This window comes from Nocardia mikamii NBRC 108933 (assembly GCF_001613505.1).
Classification (GTDB): Bacteria; Actinomycetota; Actinomycetes; order Mycobacteriales; family Mycobacteriaceae; genus Nocardia; species Nocardia mikamii.
The window spans coordinates 363,918-384,201 of record NZ_BDCM01000014.1; the positions used below are offsets into that span (position 1 = coordinate 363,918).

At 69.4% G+C, this 20,284-nt stretch carries 20 protein-coding genes; 11 read left to right on the plus strand and 9 right to left on the minus strand.

Features of this window, described 5'->3' with window-relative positions:
- Positions 1 to 82: 82 nt before the first annotated feature.
- A complete protein-coding gene (locus NMI01S_RS36430) occupies positions 83 to 2,812 on the plus strand; it encodes an alpha/beta-hydrolase family protein (RefSeq protein ID WP_369689930.1) in 2,730 nt (909 codons plus the stop codon).
- Positions 2,813 to 2,941: 129 nt separating this feature from the next.
- Positions 2,942 to 3,391 carry a MarR family winged helix-turn-helix transcriptional regulator gene (locus tag NMI01S_RS23210; RefSeq protein ID WP_063000412.1) on the plus strand — a complete coding sequence of 150 codons (450 nt, stop codon included), beginning with the start codon at positions 2,942 to 2,944 and terminating at the stop codon, positions 3,389 to 3,391.
- Between the two features lie 18 nt (positions 3,392 to 3,409).
- Here the strand turns inward: NMI01S_RS23210 and gatA are convergent, their stop codons facing one another.
- Complete coding sequence (gene gatA, locus NMI01S_RS23215) at positions 3,410 to 4,882, minus strand: Asp-tRNA(Asn)/Glu-tRNA(Gln) amidotransferase subunit GatA (protein ID WP_063000414.1); 1,473 nt, start codon at positions 4,880 to 4,882, stop codon at positions 3,410 to 3,412.
- Positions 4,882 to 5,178, minus strand: coding sequence for an Asp-tRNA(Asn)/Glu-tRNA(Gln) amidotransferase subunit GatC (gene gatC, locus NMI01S_RS23220; RefSeq protein ID WP_036503944.1), 297 nt, complete (start codon positions 5,176 to 5,178; stop codon positions 4,882 to 4,884). Before gatC ends, gatA begins: the two co-directional genes overlap by 1 nt.
- A gap of 396 nt (positions 5,179 to 5,574) precedes the next feature.
- Here gatC and NMI01S_RS23225 point away from each other — a divergent pair, with 396 nt between their 5' ends.
- A complete protein-coding gene (locus tag NMI01S_RS23225; protein ID WP_063000416.1) occupies positions 5,575 to 6,228 on the plus strand; it encodes an ACT domain-containing protein in 654 nt (217 codons plus the stop codon).
- 75 nt (positions 6,229 to 6,303) lie between these two features.
- Here NMI01S_RS23225 and NMI01S_RS23230 read toward each other — a convergent pair whose 3' ends face one another.
- From NMI01S_RS23230 to NMI01S_RS23245, 4 genes are all read right to left on the minus strand, one after another.
- Positions 6,304 to 6,819, minus strand: coding sequence for a GNAT family N-acetyltransferase (locus tag NMI01S_RS23230; RefSeq protein WP_063000418.1), 516 nt, complete (start codon positions 6,817 to 6,819; stop codon positions 6,304 to 6,306).
- 2 nt (positions 6,820 to 6,821) lie between these two features.
- Positions 6,822 to 8,960: an NAD-dependent DNA ligase LigA gene (gene ligA, locus NMI01S_RS23235; RefSeq protein WP_281186740.1), complete on the minus strand. Its 2,139-nt coding sequence runs from the start codon at positions 8,958 to 8,960 to the stop codon at positions 6,822 to 6,824.
- Positions 8,961 to 9,018: 58 nt separating this feature from the next.
- A complete protein-coding gene (locus NMI01S_RS23240) occupies positions 9,019 to 9,696 on the minus strand; it encodes a hypothetical protein (protein WP_063000420.1) in 678 nt (225 codons plus the stop codon).
- A gap of 340 nt (positions 9,697 to 10,036) precedes the next feature.
- Entirely contained in the window at positions 10,037 to 10,573 is a 537-nt protein-coding gene (locus NMI01S_RS23245) for a hypothetical protein (protein WP_063000422.1), read from the minus strand.
- Between the two features lie 220 nt (positions 10,574 to 10,793).
- Here NMI01S_RS23245 and NMI01S_RS23250 point away from each other — a divergent pair, with 220 nt between their 5' ends.
- The 8 genes from NMI01S_RS23250 (at position 10,794) to NMI01S_RS23285 (ending at position 16,228) form a co-directional block, all read left to right on the plus strand.
- Positions 10,794 to 11,315, plus strand: coding sequence for an RNA polymerase sigma factor (locus NMI01S_RS23250; protein WP_063000424.1), 522 nt, complete (start codon positions 10,794 to 10,796; stop codon positions 11,313 to 11,315).
- Positions 11,312 to 12,004, plus strand: a complete 693-nt coding sequence (locus NMI01S_RS23255) for a Rieske (2Fe-2S) protein (protein WP_063000426.1) — start codon at positions 11,312 to 11,314, stop codon at positions 12,002 to 12,004. Before NMI01S_RS23250 ends, NMI01S_RS23255 begins: the two co-directional genes overlap by 4 nt.
- Positions 12,005 to 12,090: 86 nt before the next feature.
- Positions 12,091 to 12,663 (plus strand): RNA polymerase sigma factor, encoded by a 573-nt coding sequence (locus tag NMI01S_RS23260; protein WP_063000428.1) that lies wholly within the window; start codon positions 12,091 to 12,093, stop codon positions 12,661 to 12,663.
- A gap of 207 nt (positions 12,664 to 12,870) precedes the next feature.
- The gene (locus NMI01S_RS23265) at positions 12,871 to 13,200 is read left to right on the plus strand and encodes a cupredoxin domain-containing protein (RefSeq protein ID WP_439956297.1); all 330 of its coding nucleotides are present in this window, start codon (positions 12,871 to 12,873) and stop codon (positions 13,198 to 13,200) included.
- Positions 13,201 to 13,244: 44 nt separating this feature from the next.
- Positions 13,245 to 14,147, plus strand: a complete 903-nt coding sequence (locus tag NMI01S_RS23270; RefSeq protein WP_063001003.1) for a metallophosphoesterase family protein — start codon at positions 13,245 to 13,247, stop codon at positions 14,145 to 14,147.
- Positions 14,144 to 14,533: a hypothetical protein gene (locus tag NMI01S_RS23275; RefSeq protein WP_063000433.1), complete on the plus strand. Its 390-nt coding sequence runs from the start codon at positions 14,144 to 14,146 to the stop codon at positions 14,531 to 14,533. Before NMI01S_RS23270 ends, NMI01S_RS23275 begins: the two co-directional genes overlap by 4 nt.
- Positions 14,534 to 14,571: 38 nt before the next feature.
- A complete protein-coding gene (locus NMI01S_RS23280) occupies positions 14,572 to 15,819 on the plus strand; it encodes an AAA family ATPase (protein WP_063001005.1) in 1,248 nt (415 codons plus the stop codon).
- A gap of 55 nt (positions 15,820 to 15,874) precedes the next feature.
- Positions 15,875 to 16,228 (plus strand): hypothetical protein, encoded by a 354-nt coding sequence (locus tag NMI01S_RS23285; protein WP_063000435.1) that lies wholly within the window; start codon positions 15,875 to 15,877, stop codon positions 16,226 to 16,228.
- Between the two features lie 120 nt (positions 16,229 to 16,348).
- Here NMI01S_RS23285 and NMI01S_RS23290 read toward each other — a convergent pair whose 3' ends face one another.
- The 3 genes from NMI01S_RS23290 to NMI01S_RS23300 form a co-directional block, all read right to left on the minus strand.
- The gene (locus tag NMI01S_RS23290; protein ID WP_063000437.1) at positions 16,349 to 17,401 is read right to left on the minus strand and encodes a methionine synthase; all 1,053 of its coding nucleotides are present in this window, start codon (positions 17,399 to 17,401) and stop codon (positions 16,349 to 16,351) included.
- A gap of 124 nt (positions 17,402 to 17,525) precedes the next feature.
- Entirely contained in the window at positions 17,526 to 18,647 is a 1,122-nt protein-coding gene (gene mnmA, locus NMI01S_RS23295; protein ID WP_063000439.1) for a tRNA 2-thiouridine(34) synthase MnmA, read from the minus strand.
- On the minus strand, positions 18,644 to 19,873 hold the full coding sequence (locus tag NMI01S_RS23300) for a cysteine desulfurase family protein (RefSeq protein ID WP_063000442.1): 1,230 nt from the start codon (positions 19,871 to 19,873) through the stop codon (positions 18,644 to 18,646). Before NMI01S_RS23300 ends, mnmA begins: the two co-directional genes overlap by 4 nt.
- Positions 19,874 to 20,284: the final 411 nt, after the last annotated feature.

Below are 20,284 nucleotides of genomic sequence, written 5' to 3' on the forward strand. Positions count from 1 at the left end.
CCGCGCGCACCCCGGTAGCGGTGCCGAAATCGATCCGCAGCGGGAGGTGTGCGCCGGTTCCCGATTTCTACCTTCAACCGCCATGAGCGATATTGCGGATGCGGGTGGGTCGCCACGCGGGGACAGCGCGATCACGGTGGTCGTCGCCGGGCCGGGCCGCGACGGCCACCGGGCGGGGCGCGGGCACGACGGTGAGTCGTCGCCGGTGCTGCCGGGGCGGACCGGGACGCATGAGGGCGGCGAAAGACGTTGGCGGCGTGGATATGTGCGCGCGATCCTCGGATTCGTCGCCCTTGCCGCGGCGGTGATCGCGATACTGGTGTCGTTGTCGCCGGGGGCAGGGGCGGCCGAGGCCGCGCCCGCGCCGGAGAACACGGCCGCACGGGATGCGGTGCGGACGCTGACCGGTGACCGGCCGGAGCTGGCGGTGATTCCCGCGGATTTCGCTGCGACACAGGGGTATCGGCCGGTGCAGCTGGCCGGTATGCCGGTCGACCCGTCCGGTGAGTGCTCCTCGCCGGTTCCGCTACCCGCCGAATTCGACACCGCCTGCAAGGCCCACGACCTCGGCTACGACCTGCTGCGCTACGCCGAAGCTCGCGGCCATCCCCTCGGTCCGTGGGCGCGCCGAGCCGTCGACAACGCTCTCGAAACCCGCATGTTCGCCGCCTGCGAGACGCGCGGCGATCTGCTCGCCCACACCCGCTGCACCACGATGGCGACGATCGCCACCGCGGCGGTGGATCTGAACTCCCGCCGCCAGCACTACGCCGCGCCGATGCCCGAATACCTGTTCGGCCGGCAGCTTTCCGGAACGGATCTCGGACCGCAGGTGGTCCACGTCCTCGCCCGGCTCGCCATGGTGCTGCTGATGGTGGCGGCGTTGTTCGCCATCGTCCGCCGCACCATCCGGCCGCGTCGAGGAGGACAACATACAGCGCCACCGGCGACTCGGTGGTCGCCGTGGTCGGATTCTCGTGGCGCATCGGCCGGGCGCATGTGGAACCGGCGCTCGGGTGGGAGTACCGGCAATCGCGACGGGCGCGTTTTCCCCGCACCCATCGGTGCAGCGGCATCACGGACCGCACGAGGGGCGCGCGAATGGTTGTCGCGCAACGCTGTTCAGCTACGCAGCGTTACCGTGCGAGGTGTCGACGGGATAGGCCTGTGGCTCGGCACTCCGGCGACAGTGGTAGCGGGAGGCGGTGCATGGGCGCCGGAACAGGCGCGGCTGGCCGTTACGGCGCTGGAACTCTCACCGTTGCGGCGTCCGGGTTCGCGACGAGAGATTTCGCGAATACAACCGGCGAGCGACCCACGAAAGACAGCGACGCCGGGCACGGGCAGTGGCACGAGCCCCGACGCCACCGTCCGAACATGTTTCGCACCACCGTCGCCCGGCGGGACGACCGGCACAACACCGTCTCGCCACTCTTTCGAGCGGGCGCGGAATGCACTCGGCGCGGTTATCCGCCGCCTCGTCACCATCGGCAAGCCCCGGACCGGAACCCTGGTGGCCTCGGCGGCGGGGATTTCCGCCTCGCTGGCGCCGGGGCTACTTCCGCGCACCTCGGTCGCGCAGGCGTTGCTCACCGCCTTGCTGGTACTCATCGCGCTGGGTGTGGCGGGACTCGGTCGGAAGGTGTTGGGGCACTGGGCGTTCGACATGGAGGCGCGGATGAGGCGGTTCCGGAGTGCGATCGTGATCGCATGCTGTGCCGCGGCCGGTGCCGCGCTCACCCATGCCTGGTACTGGCAGAACCGGCTGCGGGCGGCCATGGATTTTCCGCCGGTCGGTGTGCGGTACTGGCTGCACTGGGCGATCGGCGTCGTCGCGGTGGTCGTTCCGATCCTGCTCATCCTGCGTGGATTGCGCTGGGCGGCACGGTATGTGGGGCGACTGCGGGCGGCGGCACTGGTCACTGCCACCGTCCTCGCATGCCAGTTCGCCCTGCTTCCGGCCGTCGTGAATTGGCAGCGGTCGGCATTCGCCTCGGCCGACGCCGCCATGGACCCGACAGTGGTGCGGCCGGTCTCCTACACCCGCTCGGGCAGTCCGGAATCGGCGGTGAGCTGGGCCTCGCTCGGAGCGGAGGGGCGCAAATTCGTCGCCGAACGCGGCCGATCGGTCCGCGTCTACATCGGTGTGGATTCCGCACCCGATCTCGATTCCCGTGTCGCCCTGGCCATTCGGGAGATCGAGCGGTCCGGCGGATTCGATCGCGGACACCTCGTGGTGATGGTGCCGACCGGTTCAGGGTGGCTCGACGCCGGCGCCGCACGCGGCCTGGACGAGCGGTTCGACGGCGATGCGACGCTGGTCGGCATGCAGTATTCGCAGGCTCCCAGCTGGGCGACCTTCCTGTTCGCCCGGGCCGACGCCGAGCGCTCGGCACGGGCCCTGTTCACCGGAATCGAACGACACCTGGCCGGCCTGGCCCATCCGCCGAAGCTCTACGTCTACGGCCAGAGCCTGGGCGCGACCGCCGGCAGCGCGATCTTCGCCGACGATGGCGACGAACGCGCCCGGGTCTGCGCCGCACTGTGGGCGGGCCCACCGGCGTCGGCGGTGCATCGCGGCGGCGCGACCGTCCTCGCCAACTCCTCCGATCCGGTGGTGCAGTGGTCGCCGCGATTGCTCTGGCGCGCACCCGATCTCACCGGGACCCGCCCCGACGCACCACACCCTGTGTGGCTGCCGGGACTGAGCTGGGTGCAGACCACCGCCGATATGCTCTCCGCCCTCGCCCCGGGCCCGGGCCACGGCCACCGCTACGGATCGGACCAGGGCACCGCGCTCGGAAGCTGCTGACGGCGATGACGGCGGCCGGGGCGGCCACGGCATCGGCTCCCACCCAGCCGACCACCGTGCCCGCCCGGCCCCGGCCGTGTGCTATACCGGTTCTCGCAGGTCAGAACTGTGAATCGGCGGAAGGACGGCATGGACAAGCCCACGAATCTGGTGGAATTCGAGACCATGCTGCTCGGCCGCTACACCATTCACCCGCGCTATCGCCGCGACGGCACTCGCCTCGATCGCAGCGCCTACCTGCTGCTCAGCCGGCTCGCCATCGAGGGCCCGATGTCGATCGGTCAGCTCAGCGAGGCGTTCGGCCTCGACGCCTCCACGCTCAACCGGCAGACCGCGGCGTTGCTACGCGCCGGTCATGTCGAGCGGATCCCCGATCCCGAGGGCGGGATGGCCCGCAAGTTCCGCATCACACCGGCCGGCGAGGAGAACCTCGACGCCGAACGCAACGCCAATATCGAAGGCCTGGGCCGCGTTCTGGAGGGCTGGTCCCCCGACGACGTCACGCGCTTCGCCGACTATCTGCAGCGCTTCAACACCGATATCGAGCGGCTCGACGGCCGCCCGTGGCCGCGGCCGTAACCCGCCGATCGGCTGCGCTCAGGCGATCGGACCGCGCGCGGCCTCGTAGGCGGCGCCCACGCGGTAGAGCCGGTCGTCGGCCAGCGCCGGCGCCATGATCTGCAGGCCCACCGGCAGGCCGTCGTCGGCGGACAGTCCCGACGGCACCGACATCGCGCAGTGGCCGGCCAGGTTGGTCGGGAGCGTGCACAGGTCCGACAGGTACATCGCCAGCGGATCGTTCACCTTCTCCCCCAGCTTCCACGGCGTGAACGGGCTGGTCGGCGAGACCAGTACATCGACACTCTCGTAGGCCTTGTCGAAGTCCTGCGCGATCAGGGTGCGCACCTTCAGCGCCTGACCGTAGTAGGCGTCGTAGTATCCGGCCGAGAGCGCGTAGGTGCCGATCATGATGCGGCGCTTGACTTCCGGACCGAATCCCGCCTCGCGGGTCAGCGACATGACCTGCTCCGCGGAGTGGCTGCCGTCGTCGCCGACGCGCAGGCCGTACCGCATGGCGTCGAACCGGGCCAGGTTGGACGACACCTCGCTCGGCAGGATCAGGTAGTAGGACGCCAGCGCGTATTCGAAGTGCGGGCACGACACCTCGACCACCTCGGCGCCCAGATCCTTCAACTGCGCCACCGCGGCGTCGAAGGAGGCGAGCACACCCGGCTGGTAGCTGTCGGAATGCAGTTCCTTGACCACACCGACCCTCACCCCGGCCAGATCGCCGCGCGCACCCGCGCGAGCGGCCTCCACGAGCGCCGGAACCGGCACATCGCGCGAGGTCGAGTCCTTCGGGTCGTAACCGGCGATCACCTCGTGCAGCAATGCGGTGTCGAGCACGGTGCGGCCGCACGGGCCGCCCTGGTCCAGCGACGACGCGCAGGCGACCAGGCCGTAGCGGGACACGGTGCCGTAGGTCGGCTTGGTGCCGACGGTCGCGGTGACCGCGGCGGGCTGACGGATGGAACCGCCGGTGTCGGTGCCGATCGCCAGCGGCGCCTGATAGGAGGCCAGCGCCGCCGCCGAACCGCCGCCGGAACCGCCGGGGATGCGGCTGGTGTCCCACGGGTTGCGGGTCGGGCCGTAGGCGGAGTTCTCGGTGGACGAACCCATCGCGAACTCGTCCATGTTCGTCTTGCCCAGGATCGGGATGCCGGCGGCGCGCAGCTTGGCCGTCACGGTCGCGTCGTAGGGCGACACCCAGCCCTCGAGAATCTTCGACGCGCAGGTGGTCGGCATATCCGTGGTGGTGAAAACGTCCTTGAGCGCCAACGGAACTCCCGCCAGCGGCGAGGCCACGGTGCCCGCGGCGATCGCGGCGTCGACCTCGGCGGCGGTCGTCAGCGCCTGCTCGCCGGCCACATGCAGGAAGGCGTTCAGTTCACCGTCGACCTCGGCGATGCGCTGCAGATGCGCCTCGGTGACCTGCACCGAGGACACCTCGCGGCCGTGGATCTTCTCCGCCAGCTCGGCCGCGGACAGTTTGGTCAGATCGCCGCTCATCACTCGCCTTCTCCCAGGATCTGCGGAACCATGAACCGCTGCTCGTCGACCGCGGGGGCGCCCGACAGCGCCTCGTCCGGGCTGAGCCCGGGGACGACCACGTCGGGGCGGGTGACGTTGGCGGTCGGGTTCGGCGACGCGGTGGCCGGTACGTCGGCGGCGACCTCGGTGATGACCTGCACGTGACTCAGGATCGAATCCAGCTGACCGGCATACAGATCGAGCTCTTCGTCGGTGAGGGCGAGCCGGGACAACCGGGCGAGGTGTGCGACCTCGTCGCGGGAGATGGCGGACACCGCGAATCCCCTTTCGGCAGGTTGGTGCGTGTCGATGGCGCAGGGTGCTGCGCATGGGACAGCCTAATGGGGTCGAGGCCCGGAGGCGGCAGCGGATGCGTAACCACGCGGGGCCTCCCCATCAGGCCCGGACAACACAGCCTGATGGGCCGCGGTTGTAGCCATCCGTTCACGGTCGGGCTGCGCTGTTCGTTCCGGTGCTCGCCGGACACACGGTTGACATCACAACGTCATCGGAACGGCACTGGCACGGCACCCGGTGTTCGGCCGACAATGGATGTGGCATACCTCACTGCTCCCACTTCGAATCGTTTGCTGGAAGCAGTGGGTGTAAGTATTGCGAGACTCGGGTATACGTCCGAAAGTCTCGGTCGCACAGGAAAGGAAGGCAAGCACGTGTCATATCTGCTTCGCGTGCAGCTTCCGGATCGCCCAGGAAGTCTCGGTTCACTCGCAGTAGCGCTGGGCTCCGTCGGCGCCGACATCCTCTCGCTGGATGTCGTCGAACGCGGCGCAGGATATGCGATCGACGATCTGGTGGTGGAAGTTCCGTCGGGTGCACTGCCCGACACGTTGATCACCGCGGCCGAATCCCTCGCCGATGTGCGAGTCGATTCGCTGCGTCCCTATTCCGGCATTCTCGACACCCATCGTGAACTGGAGCTGATCGACCAGGTCGCCACCGCGCGCGACGACCGGCTGCAGGTGCTGGTCGACGGCGTCCCGCGCGTCCTGCAGGTCGGATGGAGCACCGTGATGGATCTGGGGCCGCACGGTGGCGGCCAGCGTCTGGTCGGCAGCACCAGCGCACCCGAGACGCAGGCCGGCAGTGTGCCGTGGATGCCGCTCGAGAAGCCGACGGCCCTCGATCCCGAGGCCGACTGGGTCCCGCAGATCTGGCGGGACATGGACACCAAACTGGCGGCCGCCCCGCTCGGCAACACCGGTAAGGCGCTGCTGCTCGGCCGCCCCGGCGGGCCGGATTTCCGTCCGTCCGAGATCGCGCGGCTGGGTTATCTGGCGGGCATCGTCGCCACCGTACTGACCTGAACCGGTTGCGGCGCAACGTCTTCGGCGACCGGGAGCTGCGGATAGCGGCTCCTGCTCGCCTCGCGCCGGGTACGCCTACGCGCCGGGCGTGAGTTCCAGCCGCATCACGGTGAGGGGCAGCCCGGCGTCGGTGTGCCAATCCCGTTGCGGCACATGACCGAAACCCATTCGCTCGTAGATGCGCCGGGCGTCGGCCATCCCGGGCATCGTGGTCAACACGACGGCGGCGAAGCTCTCCGCCCTCGCCGTCTCGACGACGGTGCGGACCAGGGCGGTACCGACACCGGCGCCGCGGGCGCGCTTGGCGACCGCGAGCATGCGGAACTCCAGCTCACCCGCCCGCGCGATATCCGCGTACGGGGTGCCGGGCCGCGCGATGGTCAACGAACCGAGCAGGTCCCCGTCGCGCTCGGCGACGAGGACCTCGGCTTCGCGCGCTCTGGTCTCGGTATCGGAAAGTTCGGCCACGTAGGGGCTTTCGGGATGCACATGCCCCTCGCCGACGTAGGTGTCGACCGTCAGCTGTGCGATCGCCGCGAAATCGTCCGGGATGGCGCGGCGAATCCGCACCCGCGAATCCCACTGATCCATGCTCAGTCCGATTCGTCTTCGGTATCCGACTCCGGCCGCACCGCATCGGGCCCCTCCGCGAGCAGCGTGCGGAACCCGTCCTCGTCGAGAATGGTTACGCCGAGCTCCTCCGCTTTGGCCGCCTTGGACCCTGGGGAGTCACCGATCACCACGAAAGCCGTTTTCTTCGAGACGGATCCGGCCGCCTTGCCGCCGCGCACCAGGATCGCTTCCTTGGCCTCGTCGCGGGAGAAGCCCTGCAGGGAACCGGTGACCACGATCGACAACCCCTCGAGGTTGCGTTCGATCGATTCGTCGCGCTCGTCCTCCATCCGCACCCCGGCCGCACGCCACTTCTCGACGATGGTGCGGTGCCAGTCGACGGTGAACCATTCCTTCACCGCGGCCGCGATGGTCGGGCCGACGCCGTCGACCGCCGCCAGCGCCTCGGCCGACGCTTCCTCGATCGCCGCCATACTGCCCAGCTCGGCAGCCAGGGCGCGCGCCGCGGTCGGCCCGACGTGGCGGATGGACAAGGCCACCAGCACCCGCCACAGCGGACGGTCCTTCGCGGTGTCGAGATTCTGCAGCAGACGTTTGCCGTTGGCCGAGAGCGTGCCGCTCTTGTTGACGAAAAGCGTTGTGCCGAGGAGTTTCTCCTCGCTCAGGTCGAACAGATCACCCTCGTCCGAGATCGCGCCCGACTTCAGCAGGTCGATCGCCGCCTCGTAGCCCAGCGCCTCGATATCGAAGGCGCCGCGCCCGGCCATGTGGAACACCCGCTCCCGCAATTGCGCGGGGCAGTGCCGCTGGTTCGGACAGCGGATATCGGCATCGCCCTCCTTCTCGGGAGCGAGTTCGGTGCCGCATTCCGGGCAGTGGGTGGGCATGACGAAGCGCCGTTCGCTGCCGTCGCGCACGTCGACCACCGGGCCGAGTACCTCGGGAATGACATCGCCGGCCTTGCGGATGGTGACGGTATCGCCGATCAGCACACCCTTGCGCTCGACCTCCGAGGCGTTGTGCAGCGTCGCCATCGCGACCGTGGAACCGGCGACGGTCACCGGTTCCATCACCGCGAACGGCGTGACCCGGCCGGTGCGGCCGACATTGACCTGGATGTCGAGCAGGCGGGTGGTGGCCTCCTCGGGCGGGTACTTGTAGGCGATGGCCCAGCGCGGGGCGCGCGAGGTGCTGCCGAGGCGGCGTTGCAGCGTGAACTCGTCGACCTTGACGACCTGGCCGTCGATTTCGTGCTCGATGTCGTGGCGGTGCTCGCCCCAGTAGCGAATGCGCTCGATCACCGCGTCGGCGCCCTGCACGCGCACGGTGTGCGCCGAGACGGGCAGCCCCCAGGCCGCCAGCGCCTGATAGGCCTCGTACTGCGAGGACGGGCTGAATCCGACCATCCGGCCGAAGCCGTGGCAGATCATGCGCAGCCGACGCCGGGAGGTGACCGCCGGATCCTTCTGCCGCAGCGATCCGGCGGCGGTGTTGCGCGGATTCGCGTACGGCGGCTTGCCCTCGGCGACGATCGCCGCGTTCAAATTCTCGAAGTCCTCGAGCCGGAAGTACACCTCACCACGAACCTCGAGCAGTTCCGGAATCGGGAATTCCGTTGTGGGCGTGAGTTGTTCGGGGATGTCCTCGATCGTGCGCGCGTTGAGGGTGACGTCCTCACCGGTGCGTCCGTCGCCACGGGTGGCGCCGCGCACCAGACGGCCGTTCTCGTAGACGAGGTTCAGCGCCACACCGTCGATCTTCACCTCGCATACGAAGTGCGTATCGGCGCCGGTTTCGGCGACCACCCGGCTGATCCAGGTGCGCATCTCGTCCTCGTCGAACACGTTGTCCAGCGAGAGCATGCGCTCGAGATGGTCGACCGCGGTGAATTCGGTGGCGAAGCCGCCGCCGACCAGCTGCGTCGGCGAATCGGGCGTGCGCAGGTCCGGATGCGCCTCCTCCAGCGCCAGCAGCCGCTGGAACAGCGCGTCGAACTCGCCGTCGGAGATGATCGGCGCATCGCGCACGTAGTACCGGAACTGGTGTTCGCGGACCTCTTCGGCCAGCTGCTGCCATTCGGTGCGCTCGTCGGCCGTGGCCGCCTCGGCGGCGTCGGCCGCCTCGGCGGCACGTGCGTCCTCGATCCCGGTTTCGCTCACCTCTGGCACATTAGCCCAGCCCACCGACATGCTCGCGGACCGTTCGGGCACGTCGGAATCAGGCGTTCACGGCGGCCCGGACGTCGTCCGGCCAGGACGGCGGCGCCGACTCGAAGGTGCGATCCGCGTTCGCGAGCACCGCCCGCCCGAGCGCGTAGTTACCGGTGCCGCCGATGATCGCGCCGAGACCGGCGGGCAGCGCCCGGCCGAACAGCAACGCGCCACGCTTGGCGATGAAGCCGACGATGAATTTGCGCGCCATCGGGTTGTCGATCGAGCGGACCACCGGAAGTTTGTCCGCCACCGCCGAGGCCCAATCCTTGGCCGACTGCCCGGCGCCCTTCCCGAGCAGCTGCGCCCCGCCCTCGCCCAGGACCACGGCCGCCACGAGCGCGCGGCGCTGCTGCTGCGACATCGCCCGCATCCCGTGCAACTCCCCCACCGAGACCGCGTAGAACGCCGAGGCCTCCATGAAGAAGATCGACTCCACGCCGCTGGCCGCCAGCCCGACGATCGTGCCCACACCGGGCACCGCGGCCGACAGACCCGCGAGTGTGCCGCTGACGGTCACCGCGCCCAGATAGCGCCACCGCAGGCCGGCCTCGATGTCCTCCGGCGCGCGCTCCGGATGCTTGCGCCGCAACCGGTCGACGTACTTGGCCGCCAGCGGCTCCTGCACGCCCGTGCCCGCCCGCACGAAGGTCTCCACCGACTTCTGCACTACCCGCTCGAACATCCCGGAGGGTTCCTTTCGTCGACACCGGCGACCTTACGGAGTTCGCACCGATTCGCGTCCTACCGACACGAACCGGGCGAACGTCACCGCCGGCCGCCGCACTTTTCGCACCGAAGCCGTCGCGACCGCCGGGTCCGAGGGCGCGGCATCGCGACAACGTCGCTCGGCAATGCGATTACCCGCACACCGGGCGTTCACGCGCGCGATGTGCCGATGCCCATGCTCGGGCTCCGCCCGGCAGCTCACGACCGGGCTCACCCCGGCGGCACGGCCGGGCGCCGAGGCACTCGTAGAAGCCGTTGCACCCGGAGAAGCCGTTGAACTCGGAGGAGCCGAAGCATCAGAGCAGTTGACTGTCCCGGCAGAGGCTGGAACCGCGCGCGGAGGGCGGGGCCCGGTGGGTGCCGGGGTCGAAGGCCCACGAATCCACGGCCGCGACCGGCCGCCAGAACAGCAGACCGTCCCCGCTCGCGGCGACTTCGTAGACGGTGTCGCGTCCTTCGATCAGCTGGTCGCCCACGCAGTAGTCGGTGTATTCGGTTCCGGGTTGCCGTGCCCCCGCGCTGAAATGCCCGGCGGGCGCGGTCGCGGCACCCGGATCGGGCACCGTGCTCGGACCGGCCGCAGCCGTCCCCCGGATCCACCGCGCCGCGCCGCGGGCGTCGGTTTCGCACCTGTAACTCCACCCGCCCGCGGTGACGATGTCTCCGCGCGGATGGGCGGTGTCGGCCCAGAGGCATTGCGCGGCAACCGGTTCGACGGGCTCGCGGGCGAGCGACCCGGCTGCGCCGGCAGGGGCGGCCGCCGCGAGCGCACCGGCGAGCGCGACGCCTGCGGCCGCTACTCGTGCGCACTGCACACCGAATGCCACGTTCATGTTCTTCACTCCTCGCAGTCGTGGTGCCCGTAGATAGGAGTGGTGGTTACGCGCGGCCGTACTCGATCCGATTCGTGGCGCGTAACCGGTGGTGTGTGTAACCGCCCTGCTATCTAATTGATGGCGGCACAGTTCTCGGCCGGCACAGTCTCCGCGGACCCGGCCGGTCCTGGATCGGCCGCACCGAGCGCGGCGGCATCGGAGAGGAGGACGGCGGCAGATGAGCGGGCAGCCCGAGCCGGCGCCCACACCGGCACCGCCGTCCCTTGACGACCATGCCGGCTGGGAGGTGATCTTCCACGGCAATGTCGACTGGGTGTACGCGCTGATGCTCGCGAAGGTGGGCGCCGCGCCCGACGCCGAGGAGCTGACGACGGAGGTGTTCATGACGGCACTGGAACCATCCCCCCTCGGTGCGGAACCGTCGCGGATTCCGGCGCTGCTGCGGGATACCGCGCGCTCGGTGCTGGCCCGCTACTGGCTCTCGCGGGTGGGCCGGGAGATCACCGTGATCGACGCCGAGCCCCCCGGCACCTCCTCGGCCACGCCGGCCGCGGCGGTCGGTGATCTGCTCGCCGAACTGCCGGAGCCTTATCGCCGCATTCTCGAATTGCGCTTCCTGCAAGGACTTTCGATGGCCGACACCGCGGCGCGGCTCGGTGTCAGCGTTGCCGAGGCCGAGGCACGCCAGCGTCTGGCATTGCGATCGGCCGCCCGTCCCGGATCAGGAGGCTCGCTGTGAGCAGCAAAGACGTGGAGCGCTACGTCGACGACATCCTGGCCGGCCGCAGCCCGCGCGGTTTCCGGCCCGACGATGACGACGCCGCCCAGATCCGCGCCGCGATCGCGCTGCGGTCGGCCCGGACCGGTGCGGGCGGCCCCGACGAGGAGTTCATCGCCCGGCTGCACCATCGCCTGTCCGAGGACCTCGACGAGCCCGCCGCCGATCCGGGCGCGCGCACGCGGCGTCCCACCCGGCGCACCGTGCTGATCGGCACCTCGGTGGCCGCCGCGGCCGCGGCGGGCGGGGTCATCGACCACACGCTGCTGAGCGGATCCGGCGAGCCGGGAGTTCCCGCCGCACAGCAGACGCTCGTACCGTCGCACGGAACCTGGCAGCCGGTCCTCGCCAGCACCGAACTTCCGGACGGCGCGACCACACCGTTCGAACTCGGCGCGGTCAACGGCTTCCTCCGCCGCCGCGACGGGGTCGTCTACGCGCTGTCGGGAATCTGCACCCACCAGGGGTGCAAGTTGTGGCTGGACGCGGCCGCGGCGCGCCTGCGCTGCCCGTGTCATTCGACCTCCTTCGGTTTCGAGGGTGAGGTCGTGACCCATGAGCTGCCCCGCACGCCGGCTCCCCTGCCGCGGCTGCAGGTTCGTGAATCGAACGGCTCGATCGAGGTGTTCGCGCCGGAGAAGCCGGCGTGACGGCGCGCGCCGAACCGCGTGTAACCACACCACGTATCTATTCCTGACGGGCGCGTGCGTCACCGGGCTGCAGGAGGGTGGTTGGGATGGCAGGGCGATCCACGGCCGGGTCGCGGTCGCCGGAGGAGCCCGGACGCCGCGACCTGCGATTGGTACCGCAGGATCGCTATCCCAGCTGGGACGAGGTGTACCGGGACAATGTCGGCTGGGTCTACGCGCTGATATTCGGGAAGGTCGGCAACAAACCGGACGCGGAGGATCTCACCGCGGAAGTGTTCGTGGCCGCGCTGAAACCGCTGCGGATCACCGCGAGCGTCGCCGAGGTGCGCGCCTATCTGCGGACCACCGCCCGCACCGTGCTCGCCGGGCACTGGCGAGCACGAATGGGCCGGGAGATCACGGTCATCGACGACGATATTCCGGACGAGAGCGGTTCGGCGCCAACCGATTCCGCCGAGTCCCGGGCGCCGGAGCATGTGCGCGCGGTATTGAGCGAACTGCCGGAACGCTACCGCCGGATTCTCGAACTTCGTTTCCTGCAGGGGCTGTCGGTGCGCGAATCGGCCGCCGCACTCGCGATCAGCGTGGCCAACGCGAAGGTGCTGCAGCATCGCGCGCTGCGGGCGGCGTCGGCACTGAATATCGACCTCGGTCTGTAACCCGGTCACCTATCTGTCGGTGAAGCCCCGCACTCCGCGGGGTCCGCATGGAGGCCGGATCCGATGCACCGACATCTCGTTCTGAATCGCACCGCCGCCGCGATGGCCGCCCTGGGCGTCATGACGCTGACGGCCTGCGCGACATCTGCCGACAAAGGCGCGAGCCCACCCGCTCCCACCGTCCGCTCCGACGACCCCGGCCTGGGCATGACCCCGGGCGCACTCGCACCCATGCCGGACATGCCGGGAATGTCGAGTGCGCCCCGGACGCCGGCGGTCGCGTCCGGGCCGAACGCCGTCACCATCGACAACTTCGCCTTCGGCCCGCAGACCGTGAGCGTGAAGGCGGGCACGACCGTGATCTGGACCAATCGCGACGAGGAACCGCATACGGTGGTGGCGCGCGACGGCTCGTTCCACTCCCCGGGAATGGGCACGGGGGCCACGTTCAGCTTCACCTTCGCCCAGCCGGGCACCTTCCCCTATTTCTGCTCGATCCATCCCTTCATGCACGCGACCGTGGTGGTGACCCCGTGACCGAACAACATCCGCAGCACACCGATCCGCATGACCCGCACGCCATGACCCGGCGGCAACTGCTCCGCCACAGCGCCTGGTTCGGCGCGGCCGTCGGACTGACCGTGGTCGGCGGCGAGGTCATCTCCCATGTGGCGGGCGCGGCCCCGGCCACGCCCGAACGGCCCACCCTGCGCTTCGCGCAGATCAGCGACAGCCACATCGGTTTCCAGGGCACCGCCAACGCGAATGTCACCGACACCTTCACCGAGGCGATCGATCAGGTCAATGCGCTGGGGTACACACCGGATTTCGTCATCCACACCGGGGACCTGACACATCTGGCCACGCCCGCGCAATTCGATCAGGTCCGCCAGATGATGTCCGGATTGTCCACGCCACATATCTTCACCGTGCCCGGCGAACACGATTCGACCGACGACGGCGGACAGCGATACCGCGACGTGTTCGGACAGGGCACCCGCGGGGATGGCTGGTACAGCTTCGATATCGCCGGCGTGCACGTCATCGGCCTGGTCAATACACTGCACGCGCGGAATCTGGGTCATCTGGGGCAGGACCAGATCGACTTCGTCCGCAACGATGTGGCGGGATTGTCGGCAGACACACCGATCATCGTCTTCAGCCATATTCCGCTGTTCGCCATGTACCCCCAATGGGGTTGGGGCACAGACGATGCCGCGCAGGTCCTGAGCCTGCTGCGGCGGTTCTCCTCGGTCACCTGTCTCAACGGCCATGTGCATCAACTCTTCACCAAGACCGAGGGAAACATCACCTTCTTCAGCGGGACGACCACCGCCTATCCCCTGCCGCATCCCGGTGACGGGCCCGCACCCAAACCGGTGACGTTGCCGGCCGGAAAACTGCACGACGCACTGGGAATCCGGGAAGTGAGCTACCAGCAGGGCCGGCAGATGCTCGCGATCAAGGAGCAGACACTGCGATGACCACGATCTCTTCCACCTGGTCGCGATTCCCGTCGCGCGTGGCGATCAGCGCCGGACTCGTCACCACCGGTGTCGTGCATACCCAACTCTACGGACGGGGCTATCGCTATATCGAATACGTGGGCCCGTCGTTCGCCGTCCAGGCCGCCGCCGCCTTCGCGCTGGCCGCACTGGTTCTCGTCGGTCCCTGGACGATGCGCGCGGCGGCGGCGGTGCTCAGCGCCGCCGCCCTGGGCGGTTTCGTGCTGTCGCGGACGAGCGGGCTGTTCGGATTCACCGAAATCGGCTGGCAGCCGGCCCCGCAGGCGATGATCGCCGTCCTCGCCGAGATCTGCACCCTCGTGGTCTGTCTGGCCTCGCTGTTGCACAGGCAACATCGCACCTGATGTCGCGGCGCGGCGCGGCGGACGGCAGGATGGCTCGGGTGCTGCGTAGTTTTCAGGTGACCAATCACCGATCCCTGGCCGAATCACAGGAGCTCCGCCTGGTCTCGAGCCGGGCCGGAGCGCTGCCCGCGCCCGTCACCGCCGTGCACGGCGCGGCCGCCAGCGGCAAATCCGGTCTCGTCGACGCCCTGGCCCACATGCGCGACGCGGTGCTGCATTCGGTGACCGGCTGGGACCCCTACGCCGGGCCCGTGCGTACACCGCATCTCGGATTCGCCGATCGGCCTTCGGAATTCGCCGCCACCTTCGTCGCGGAGGGCACGCCCTACACCTACGGGTTCCGGCTCGACAATGCCGATGTCACCGCCGAATGGCTGCATACGCATCCGCACAACCGCAAGCGCATCATCTTCGAGCGCGAGGGCGAGCAGATCCGGATCGGGCCGATGTTCGAACCGGTCCGCTTCGGCATCAGTGCCCTGGTGCCGCTGGTGCGGCCGAATGCGCTGCTACTCAGCCTGACCGGGCAGATGTATGCCGAGGCGCTGGTACCCGCCTATCGCTGGTTCTCCGCTCAGCTCGACGTCCAACGCGGGCCCGCCGACCCGCACAGCATCGCCGAGCGCCTCGGCGGCCACATCTCCCGCTCCGCGGACAACGCCGCGCGGTTGCTGATGCTGCTGCGCTCGGCCGAACTGGGCATCGAGGATCTGCTGCTGGCCGAGAACGATCCGATGTACGCGGACTACCTGCGCGACATCGACGGTGAAATCGCCGGTATGGCAAAGGAATTGGATGCCTGCGCCGCATCGCCGGCGCACGCGCTGCAGGTGCGCGAAACGCTCGGTGTGGAACCCGTCGCCCTCGAACGGGAACTGAGCAATCTGCGCGCGGCCCGCGACACCCTCTACGCGCGTATGGTCGCCCGCCGCGGCGTCGGGCTCGGGGTGGTCCACGAGGGCATCGACGCCGCCTTCGACATCGCCGACGAATCCACCGCCACCCTCGCCCTGCTGCGCCTGCTGCCGACCGTCCTCGACGCGCTCGACACCGGCCGGGTCCTGGCGGTCGACGATATCGACACCCATCTCACCGGTGACACCGCCGACCGCGTGATCCAGCTGTTCCAGAACCCGGAGACCAACTCCCGGGGCGCGCAGTTGATCTTCACCACCCGCAACCGCACCCTCATCGACCGCGGCAACGGGCGATCGCAGTCCCGGCGCACCAAGGTGTGGCAGGTACGCCGCACCTCGACCGGCACCAGCGAGATCACCTCGAACTGAGTCATGCCGGCGGCGGCCGGTGAGGCTGTCCCGTTTGTCCGCCTAGCATGGAGGCATGCTGCTGCAGATCGTGTTCATCGTGTTGATCGCCGGCGCACTGGTCGCGCTGCTGATGAACTTCCGCGGCCGGGGTCGTTTCGGCGGATTCCAGCGTGCCGCGCAGGAGGCCGGGACGCTGCGCATCACCGGTGTGAGCCCGCGTCCGGCCGGCCAGGGCGAGCAGTTCGTGACCATCACGGGCACGCTGTCCGGCCCGAGCGTCGCGGCCGAAACCGTGTACGGCCGCTTCGCGTGGGACGTCAACCAGTGGCCGTTCCCCGGTGAAGACCTCCCGGTCGTCTATCCGCCGGGTAAGCCGCAGCACTGGCAGATCGGCCATCCGGACCCAGGACCATCCGCGGGATTGTGATCCCGGCCGGGGCTCGCGGCGCCCCGGTCCTACCGCCGCGTCGCGAACGCGGCCGCCGGCGGACCCGGGATCGTCCACAGTTCACCGCGCCGAAACCGGCGCGAGGCACACCGAAGCGCCCTATTCGAAGGTGAGGGAATCCGGGTCGTCGGCGTAGGCGCGGGCCACGTCGGACGACAGGTTCAGGGCGCGCCGTGCCCACGCCAGCGGTGCGGAGCCCAGGCCGCACGCGGGGGTGACCAGGATCCGATCGGTGAGGGTGCGGCGCGGGAAGCCGAGGCGGTCGACCAGGCGCACGCCCGGTTCGGCGAGCTGCCGCCAGGCGGGCGGGGACGCCGGAGCCGCCGTGGGGACCAGCCCCAGCACGAGGTATTTGCCCGCGTCCAGTAGTTCACCGACGGCGTCCAGGTTACCGGTGGCGACGGCCGACATATCGAAACCTATTGCGGCAGCGGCACTTCCGCGCAGAAGCGACAGGGGCGGCGCGTCGGCGCAGCTGTGGATCAGCACCGGCCCCGGCTGGGCGGTGACGACCGTGTCGAGGATGTGCAGAGCCTCCGGTTCGGGAACCGCGCGCACGGTATTCAAGACGCTGGCACCACGCAGGCTTCCTTCCAGTACCGCCGCCAGCGACGGTTCGTCCAGTTGCACAACGACATCGGCGCCCAGCCGTTTGGCCACCTCGGCGGCATGCTCGGTCAAGCCCTCGGCCAGTGATTCCGACAGGTCGCGCACCGCACCGGAATCGGTGAGCACGCGATGACCGTTCGCCAGTTCGACCTGCGCCGCGAGCGTCAGCGGTCCGACCGACTGAACCTTGAGGGTGCGGCCGGTGCCGGTGAGACCCGCTGTCTCCCACGCCTCTTCGAGCGCGTCGAGATCGGTGCGGAGCAGGTCGTGAGCGCGGCGTGCGGTCGCTCCGGGGCGGGCGCTCAGCCGGTATCCGCGAGTGGTGGTGTCGAACTGCATATCGACCAGCAGCGCCGAGGCGCGCCCGACCATATCCGAACCCGCACCACGCCCGGGCAATTCGGGCAGATGCGCGAGTTCGGGCAGCTCGCCCACGATGGTGGCGGCGGCCTCCCTGGGGTCGGTGCCCGGCCAGGAACCGACACCCGTGGCGATACCTCCCCGCAGGGCAGCTCCCGCGTCGGAACGGTTCTCGCTCGTCATATCTCACCCATCTCGCTCACCGCGCCGACGGTCCGCGACCGCGGTCACACACGACGCCACCGGTATCCGCGCACTCGGGTCGGCCGTCTCCCCATGGTCGTCCCGATCGGGACGACACCCGCGCTCACCGCGCGGAATCCGCGACCAGCTCCCCCGCGTCGGAGGTTCGCTCACGTCCGGTGCCGCTGATGGTCGCGCTGCCGATCACCCGGTCTCCCTGCGGATCCGGCAGATAGGCGACCACGGCCTGCCCGCGCGCCACACCGGTCAGCGGCTCACGCAGCCGGGCGACCAGCCCGCCGTCGACCGCCTCCACGACGGCCGGGGCGATCCCGCCGTGCGCGCGCACCTGGACGACGCAGTCGAAGGGTCCCGACGGCTCCTCACCCGAGGTCCACACGGCCCGATCCGCCCGCACCGTCCAGACATTCAGATCTTCCGCGGGGCCGACGTGAACGGTCCCGGAGTCCGGGTCGATCTCGGTGACGTAGCGCGGCCGGCCGTCCGCGGCGGGGCCGGGCAGCCCGAGCCCCTTGCGCTGGCCGATCGTGAACCCGTGCACGCCTTCGTGATCGGCCAGTTTGCGGCCGTCGCTGTCGACGATGGCGCCGGGGCGCACGCCGATCGAGGCGCCGAGGAATGCGCGGGTGTCGCCGGAAGGGATGAAGCAGATGTCGTGGGAGTCGGGCTTGTTCGCGACGGCGAGACCACGCTCGGCGGCCTCCTCGCGAATGCGCGGCTTGGGGGTGTCACCGACCGGGAACATCGCCCGCGACAGCTGGTCGGCGGTGAGCACGGCCAGCACATAGGACTGATCCTTGTCGGCGTCGACGGCGCGGCGCAGCACACCGTCGGACAGCTGCGCGTAGTGGCCGGTCACCACGGCATCGAAACCCAGCGCGGCGGCGCGGTCGGCCAGGGCCGAGAACTTGATCTTCTCGTTGCAGCGCAGGCACGGATTCGGCGTCTCACCGGCCGCGTACGCGGCGACGAAGTCGTCGATCACGTCCTCTTTGAAACGGTCGGCGAAATCCCAGACGTAGAACGGGATTCCGAGTACATCGGCGGCGCGGCGCGCATCGCCGGCGTCTTCTTTGGAACAGCAGCCGCGCGACCCGGTGCGCAGCGTTCCGGGGGTGGCCGACAGGGCCAGGTGCACGCCGACCACCTCGTGACCGGCGTCGACCGCACGCGCGGCGGCCACGGCGGAATCGACGCCGCCACTCATCGCTGCCAGCACTCTCATCGCGAACCTCCCTTCGCACCGGCCAGTCCGGCCGCTTCGGCCCGTTCCACCACGGACGGCAGAACTTCCAGCACTCTGTCGATCTCGGCCACGGTCGTGGTGTGACCGAGTGAGAATCGCAGGGAACCGCGCGCCTGTCGCGGCTCCACACCCATCGCGAGCAGGACATGACTCGGCGCGGCCACCCCGGCGTTGCACGCCGATCCGGTCGAGCATTCGATTCCGGCGGCGTCGAGCAGCATCAGCAGGGAATCGCCCTCGCAACCGGGGAAGGTGAAGTGGACGTTCCCGGGCAGGCGCCGATCGCCGGTGGCGCCGTTGAGGACGGCACCGGGAATCGCGTCGCGCACGCCGGCGATCAGGCGGTCGCGCAGGTCGATCAATTCCACTGTGCGCGCGGGCATTTCCCGTACGGTCTCCCGCAGTGCCGCGGCGATTCCGGCCGCGGCCGGCACATCCGAGGTGCCCGATCGCAGATCGCGCTCGTGGCCGCCGCCGTGCAGCAGCGGCACGCAGCCCACCTGCCGGCCCAGCAGCAGGACACCGCATCCGTGCGGACCGCCGACCTTGTGCCCGGCGAAACTGGCCGCGGCCAGGCCGCTCGACGCGAAATCGATGGGCAGCTGGGCCGCCGCCTGCACCGCGTCGCTGTGCATCGGAATGTCGAATTCCTGTGCGACGGAAGCCAATTCGAGGATGGGCTCGATCGTGCCGACCTCGTTGTTTGCCCACATCACGCTGACCAGGGCGGTATCGGCGGCGTACGCGGACAACGCCTCGCGCAGCGCCCCCGGCGACACGACGCCCTCGGCGTCGACGTCGAGCAGGGTGACCTGCGCGCCCTCGTGCTGCTGCAACCAGTCCACCGCGTCGAGCACCGCGTGATGTTCGACCGAACTCACCAGGATGCGGGTGCGGCGCGGATCGGCGTCGCGCCGGGCCCAGTAGATGCCCTTGACCGCGAGATTGTCGCTTTCCGTGCCGCCGGAGGTGAAGATCACCTCCGAAGGACGCGCCCCGAGATCGGCGGCGACCGATTCGCGCGCCTCCTCCAGCAGCCGCCGCGCGGTGCGGCCGGACCCATGCAGGGACGAGGCGTTACCCACCGTGCCGAGCACAGCCGTCATCGCCTCGACGGCGGCCGGGAACATGGGTGTCGTGGCCGCGTGATCGAGGTAGACCGTCTTGGGCGCCGCTGCGACCGGACCCGGGAAAGCCGACATCATGACCGATCCAGCCTATCCCACCGTTGACCTGCACACCTTGGGGGTATCCTTCCGCTTTCCGCGCACCACCTACGCTTCACCCCCATCGGCAACCCGGCGGCCCGCCCCCGATATTCCCGATCGGTGCCGAAGATTTCCGGCGCCCCGATTCTCCGTAGCGACACCCCGGCAGTCGACGACCAAGCATATGCTCGATATTTGCCGAGGCTTGCTCACGACTTATGTCCGATGCCCGAACGCGTCAACACTACCATTCGAAAACGACTGGACTCCAGGTATTTTCGGGCCACCGACCAGCTCGCGGGAAGTTTGCGGATAACGGCTTTTCTGACTAGGCTCTCGTGCAACGATCACCACGGCGGGGTCCCGACAGCTCGAACGAGAGCGATTCCGATATCTCCCGCTCGCCGT

Bases quoted from the DNA above. Each gene is read 5' to 3' on its own strand.
- NMI01S_RS23230 (WP_063000418.1), bottom strand. From the start codon at position 6,819: ATGGATCAGTGGGATTCGCGGGTGCGGATTCGCCGCGCCATCCCGGAC.
- NMI01S_RS23240 (WP_063000420.1), bottom strand. From the start codon at position 9,696: ATGTTCGAGCGGGTAGTGCAGAAGTCGGTGGAGACCTTCGTGCGGGCG.
- NMI01S_RS23275 (WP_063000433.1), top strand. From the start codon at position 14,144: ATGACCACGATCTCTTCCACCTGGTCGCGATTCCCGTCGCGCGTGGCG.
- NMI01S_RS23250 (WP_063000424.1), top strand. From the start codon at position 10,794: ATGAGCGGGCAGCCCGAGCCGGCGCCCACACCGGCACCGCCGTCCCTT.
- NMI01S_RS23270 (WP_063001003.1), top strand. From the start codon at position 13,245: ATGACCCGGCGGCAACTGCTCCGCCACAGCGCCTGGTTCGGCGCGGCC.
- NMI01S_RS23245 (WP_063000422.1), bottom strand. From the start codon at position 10,573: ATGAACGTGGCATTCGGTGTGCAGTGCGCACGAGTAGCGGCCGCAGGC.
- NMI01S_RS23210 (WP_063000412.1), top strand. From the start codon at position 2,942: ATGGACAAGCCCACGAATCTGGTGGAATTCGAGACCATGCTGCTCGGC.
- mnmA (WP_063000439.1), bottom strand. From the start codon at position 18,647: ATGAGAGTGCTGGCAGCGATGAGTGGCGGCGTCGATTCCGCCGTGGCC.
- gatA (WP_063000414.1), bottom strand. From the start codon at position 4,882: ATGAGCGGCGATCTGACCAAACTGTCCGCGGCCGAGCTGGCGGAGAAG.
- NMI01S_RS23265 (WP_439956297.1), top strand. From the start codon at position 12,871: ATGACCCCGGGCGCACTCGCACCCATGCCGGACATGCCGGGAATGTCG.
- NMI01S_RS23285 (WP_063000435.1), top strand. From the start codon at position 15,875: ATGCTGCTGCAGATCGTGTTCATCGTGTTGATCGCCGGCGCACTGGTC.
- NMI01S_RS23300 (WP_063000442.1), bottom strand. From the start codon at position 19,873: ATGATGTCGGCTTTCCCGGGTCCGGTCGCAGCGGCGCCCAAGACGGTC.
- NMI01S_RS23260 (WP_063000428.1), top strand. From the start codon at position 12,091: ATGGCAGGGCGATCCACGGCCGGGTCGCGGTCGCCGGAGGAGCCCGGA.
- NMI01S_RS23290 (WP_063000437.1), bottom strand. From the start codon at position 17,401: ATGACGAGCGAGAACCGTTCCGACGCGGGAGCTGCCCTGCGGGGAGGT.
- NMI01S_RS36430 (WP_369689930.1), top strand. From the start codon at position 83: ATGAGCGATATTGCGGATGCGGGTGGGTCGCCACGCGGGGACAGCGCG.